6 protein-coding genes and 1 pseudogene are annotated in these 5130 nt (G+C 44.7%); 6 read left to right on the top strand and 1 reads right to left on the bottom strand.

The annotated features are described in order from the left end of the window. Window positions 1-321: pseudogene (locus BM299_RS19800) on the bottom strand (hypothetical protein); the annotation flags it as partial. A 47-nt stretch (window positions 322-368) separates the two neighbouring features. Here BM299_RS19800 and BM299_RS18480 point away from each other — a divergent pair. The 6 genes from BM299_RS18480 (at window position 369) to BM299_RS18455 (ending at window position 4781) form a co-directional block, all read left to right on the top strand. Next, window positions 369-590 (top strand): hypothetical protein, encoded by a 222-nt coding sequence (locus tag BM299_RS18480; protein WP_207545246.1) that lies wholly within the window; start codon window positions 369-371, stop codon window positions 588-590. A 74-nt stretch (window positions 591-664) separates the two neighbouring features. Further along, window positions 665-808, top strand: a complete 144-nt coding sequence (locus BM299_RS19615) for a hypothetical protein (RefSeq protein WP_165608443.1) — start codon at window positions 665-667, stop codon at window positions 806-808. A gap of 580 nt (window positions 809-1388) precedes the next feature. Continuing rightward, window positions 1389-2084 carry a response regulator transcription factor gene (locus BM299_RS18470; RefSeq protein WP_092487947.1) on the top strand — a complete coding sequence of 232 codons (696 nt, stop codon included), beginning with the start codon at window positions 1389-1391 and terminating at the stop codon, window positions 2082-2084. Beyond that, the gene (locus BM299_RS18465; RefSeq protein ID WP_245779864.1) at window positions 2056-4005 is read left to right on the top strand and encodes a sensor histidine kinase; all 1950 of its coding nucleotides are present in this window, start codon (window positions 2056-2058) and stop codon (window positions 4003-4005) included. Before BM299_RS18470 ends, BM299_RS18465 begins: the two co-directional genes overlap by 29 nt. A gap of 261 nt (window positions 4006-4266) precedes the next feature. After that, window positions 4267-4473 (top strand): helix-turn-helix domain-containing protein, encoded by a 207-nt coding sequence (locus BM299_RS20545; RefSeq protein WP_165608444.1) that lies wholly within the window; start codon window positions 4267-4269, stop codon window positions 4471-4473. Continuing rightward, window positions 4470-4781: a helix-turn-helix domain-containing protein gene (locus BM299_RS18455; protein WP_092487938.1), complete on the top strand. Its 312-nt coding sequence runs from the start codon at window positions 4470-4472 to the stop codon at window positions 4779-4781. Before BM299_RS20545 ends, BM299_RS18455 begins: the two co-directional genes overlap by 4 nt. The last annotated feature ends 349 nt before the right edge of the window (window positions 4782-5130 follow it).

The following is a 5130-nucleotide window of genomic DNA, read 5'->3' as shown; positions in this document are numbered from 1 at the left end:
CCATTTTTCTAAGCGGGCTATGATATACTCTTTGTATGGGTCAATTTTAGTTGGCCGCTGGTAAGTAGGTTTCTGTAGTGGCAGTTTTGTACCATCCCAGTATTTCGCAACAGTACCACGATCCTTAGATAACCGGTTGGCTGTGGCGGCTTTACTAAGACCTGCTTCCCGGCATTCATGGATTTTCACGATTTCCCACACTCCTGTCACTTTTGCTCGCCCCTTTGTTGTCGCTTTTTGTTTTGGCCAAACAAAAGCTTCGAGGGGGCGAGCTTTATTTTCCTGCTTATGTGTCCATTTGTGCGGGTTTTTCGTGACCATTTATGAGGATTTTATCATGTCCATTAACATACCGCTATGGCTCGTAGATGAGGAAGTATATCCCTGACTTTATCGTTCTAATCGAGGACGGGCACGAAGATTCACTGCACCTGGTTGTCGAAATCAAGGGCTACAGGCGCGAAGACGCCAAGGATAAAAAAAACTACTATGGAAATGTACTTGATACCGGGTGTGAACAATCTCGGAAAATATGGCCGCTGGGCATTCGCCGAATTTACCGAGGTCTTTCGAACACAGGCAGACTTTGAGGCCAAGGTCGAAGCTGAATTTAATAAAATGATTGAATCAATCACCGCCTCAACGACGGTGAAGGAGTGTTAATATGAACTATAAAAATACAAAATTAACAGTTGAAACCATCACGCACGATGCAGCGTCGCGCAAAGATATCCCTACTGCTGAGTACCAATCGATCATGGCCAAGGATATACAGAGTCCCATCCGTATTGCTTATGAGCGCCGTTAAGCTCACCGATTGCAGCCAGTTCTTGCTTGATTTTTTTAATCGTCTCGTCCCGTTTGGCTTTATCCTTTAGGGCTTCCTTGGGGTTGCGAACCAGTATGTACCGGATACGGGCTTCGCCGTCACTAACAATTATCTCTTTAACCTCCAGGTTATCTTTAACTTTTTTGAACCGGCCTGGGTGGCTTAAGGCTTGACGGCCGTCCTGGCGGTCAGGCTGTTCAATTCCTGCTTTAAAAGGGCCGCTTCCTGCTCTCGCCTGGATAGTTGCTCCACCAGCGCTTCCGTTGCCTGCCCCTACTCTGTTAGCTTCAGCAGGTTGTTTATTGCCGCTTGGGTCCTTTTTAATTCATTCTCCAGGTACTTGGTTTCGCCATCGGACTGGCTGGATAACTGGTTATAAAAGCTAAACGTTTTTTCGGCCCTTGATGGTTTAGTAAGGAGTTGTCTTATGGTATAAATGGATCTTAAGAAAATCTTAAGATTTTTATCAAGTGTTTTGCAAAAATCACCTGCCAAAATGGTTTTAAAGGCAGGTGATTTAATTATGCGGTTTAAAACAATATAGTGGGGTGATTGTGTTATGGGTAAACTTACAGTTTTAGTGTGCGATGATGATTCCGCTATAGTGGATGCCCTGGAGATATACCTGAAGCAGGAGAACTATGAAGTAGTCAAGGCGTATACCGGGGTCCAGGCTTTAAAAGCCCTATCTGAACGGGAAATTCACCTGGTACTGCTGGATATCATGATGCCGGAACTGGACGGCCTGGCCACCACCATAAAAATTCGTGAGGAAATGAATATTCCCATAATTATCTTGTCCGCCAAGTCGGAGGATACGGATAAGATCACCGGGCTGAATTTTGGGGCCGACGATTACGTAACAAAGCCCTTTAACCCGCTGGAACTGATGGCCAGGGTAAAATCGCAAACGCGCCGCTACACATCGCTGGGCAGTTTGGCGAGCAAGAACGGTATTTTGAAGACCGGCAGCCTGGAGCTGGATCCCGAGGCCCGGGAGTTGCGCGTGGATGGTGAACCGGTAAAGTTGACCGCCACGGAATACGGCATCGTACTGTTCCTGATGCAGAATATGGGCCGCGTATTTTCCATTGATCAAATATACGAGCATGTCTGGAACGAGCCGTCATATACAGCGGAGAATACCGTTCCGGTACATATCAGGCGGATCAGGGAAAAAATCGAGATTAATCCAAGAGAACCTAAATATCTAAAGGTGGTATGGGGTGTTGGATACAAAATGGAAAAACTTTAAATACTCACCGGGGGCCAAAATTTCGGCTTTCGTTATGGTTTGGCTGTGTGTAATGGTTGCCGCCGGAAGCGCGGTGTTCCTGGGTATTAATCATCACACCATCAACAGTGATAGTTATTACGATACCTACCAGTTTAAAAATCAATTCGGCTCCCTGGTCCGAGACGCGGTGGCATTAAACGTTGAACTGGTAAGTGAAGAGGAAATAAGATTCTCCGGTGACACCGAGGAAGAAATAAACAATAACATACACCGTTACTATGCCATTAAAGGCAGGCTCGCCGATACGGTTAATTTCGCTTATTACATAGAAAACACCCGGACAGGTGAGACCTTCACCAACATAACTTCCGGTGACGCGCCAGCCTTGATACAGAAACAGCCTGCCGCTGTTTATTACGACCGCTGGAAAACCGATTACGGTTATCCCTTTGCCGCTGATATTGCGCAAATGCTGGCGGATACGCCGTATGAAGTTCATGCCGCGGTTATTGAACCTTTAAAACCGGGTGACTTTTTCTATGATGGTTCCATAAGTTACTCCAAAACTAAAGAGCTGGCCAATCATGCAAGAGTTGCATTGATATCGGCTATTTTTATAGCTCTATTAGCCTTTATTTACCAGGTTTGTGTTACCGGGCGCCGGGAGCAGGGGGGTGAAATAACCCTTTCATTTGTAGATCGGATATTCGCGGACGTGCATACCATACTTGTGCTTGTTGCCGCGGTAATTTCGCTGGCTATCGCCAATTCCTTTTCCTTTTCGTTTCCCAACGAGATTGAATTGATTGTTTTGGTCATTATCTTTGGTGTAGACGTGCTGATAGGCTTAACCTATATATTATCCATGACCAGGCAAATAAAAAGCGGGCGGATGACCAGGAACACCCTGGTATACCGGTTATTCGACATGTGCTTTAAAGGCAAGGCCTTTAAACCATGGACACTGTTGCTGCTACTGGGATATGGAGCGGTAAACGGGATATTGTTTACACTGGCCAATGAGACCCGTGAAGCGTTATTTATTTTCATTGTCCTGATTATTCCCTTTAACATAGCCGTTTTATATTTTACTGCCAAAGCGCTTACTTCACTGTCAGAAATCATGCAGGCGGTAAAAGAGATATCAGCCGGAAATTTGGACTATGCTCTGGATAAATCCCAAGTATCGGTTGCTTTCGCAGGTTTGGCAGAAGATATCCAGAGTATCCAGGGCGGGCTGAAGAAAGCCGTTGCCGAGGCGATAAAAGGGGAGCGGATGAAAACCGACCTTATTACCAATGTGTCCCATGACCTGAAAACGCCTTTAACATCGGTAATCAATTACATCGACCTGCTGAAAAAGGAAGAACTGAACAATGAAAAAGCCCGGGAATACTTGTCCGTTTTGGATGAAAAGTCGGCCCGGTTAAAGCAGCTCATCGAGGATTTAATTGAAGCAAGTAAGGCTTCCAGCGGCAATCTGGCTGTTTGTGTGGAAAAGGTTGACCTGCATGAACTGGTGATGCAGGCCTGCGGCGAGTACGAGGAGAAAATAAAAAAAGCGGGCCTGGAACTGCACGTTAACGCCGGCGAGGAAAAGACATCCGTGTCCGCTGACGGAAAACATATGTGGCGGATAGTTGAGAACCTGTTATCCAACGTAGTGAAATATTCGCTGCCGCATTCCCGTGTTTATATTAATATTGCCAAAAGTGAGCCCTATGGATTACTGGTGGTAAAAAACATATCCGCCAACCCCCTGGATATTTCGCCTGAACAGCTGACCGAGCGGTTCGTGCGCGGGGACGCCTCCAGAACAACGGAGGGTTCGGGCCTGGGGCTTTCCATCGCCCAGAGCTTGACCAGAATTCAGGGCGGCAGGTTCAAGATAGACATTGATGGTGATTTGTTTAAAGTGACTGTAGAGATGCCGCTGTAGCGCTGGAGATAATCAAACCAACTTTTGTCACAGAAACATCAAATGTGGAAACCGCATAGTACCGTAATGTAATAGCTTAATACAAGAAATAATATATTTGCTACTAAATGACTAATAAGGTTAAATATGTTAAGTTGAGTATGGGTTGACAAATTGGGAAAACAAAATCAACCACCTGGGTATGCCCCAGATGGCCTTAGTATCCACAGTGCTCCCTTTATTATGGTAATTGCGACATTACATAAATAAGGGGGAACTACTGTGTATACTCATCCTACCGTATTACGCTGCAGAAGGCAAGCGATGATACTGGATGGCAGGAAAATTTATAGCCGCCGTGATATAGCAAGACAATGCCAAATGTCCTATACTACTTTTTATAAGTTATTAAGCAGATACAAGGAACAAGGCGAAGACGGATTGCATGATAAAAAACGTATAGAATTAGAGGGGAGCGGTCCTAAATGAATGTATATGACAGCATTATAAAAGGGCTTAATGAAGCCATAGCATATGAAAAAGGACAGTTAAAAAAAGGCGTTAAAAGACATGTTGTCAAAATTGCGCCTCTTCCTAATTATAAAGCCCGGGAAATTAAAAGAATACGTCAGACATTAAATCTATCACAAGCCGCTTTCGCAAGCATAATCGGGGTTTCACCAAAAACAGTAGAAGCTTGGGAGTCGGGAAGAAATATCCCTCAAGGTCCTTCTCAAAGGATGCTCGAGCTCCTTGATAAAAACGGCTCAAGTATAATAAAAAATTATGTGTTGTAATATTCCAATAAATACCTTACCTTTAAGCTTTGCTCCAGGTATTCATGTGCGCTAACCACGGGGATCTGAATAGAACATGTAAAAAGGAGTATTATTGTCTGTGCATTCATGGACATGCGGCCCGCATCCGCCAAAATTTGGAAGTTGATCGCGAGTGTCTGACAACTCGCCTTTTTTATGCCTTATTTGGTTTTAATGCGGGTAGTAGGGATGGCCGCAAACTCTTTTGGGCTAAGGCCTTGCGGATTTGCTGTTTTTGTAACCATAGAAATCTGCTATGGTTATTAATCGGGTAGTAGTTTATTCGCTTTATCTACTGTTGAATTATTATTACCATGAGGATTGGCAA

The sequence above is a fragment of the Desulfoscipio geothermicus DSM 3669 genome (genome assembly GCF_900115975.1).
Classification (GTDB): Bacteria; Bacillota; Desulfotomaculia; order Desulfotomaculales; family Desulfallaceae; genus Desulfoscipio; species Desulfoscipio geothermicus.
The sequence above is the reverse complement of the archived record's forward strand: the minus strand, read 5'-3'. Positions and strand labels throughout refer to the sequence as shown.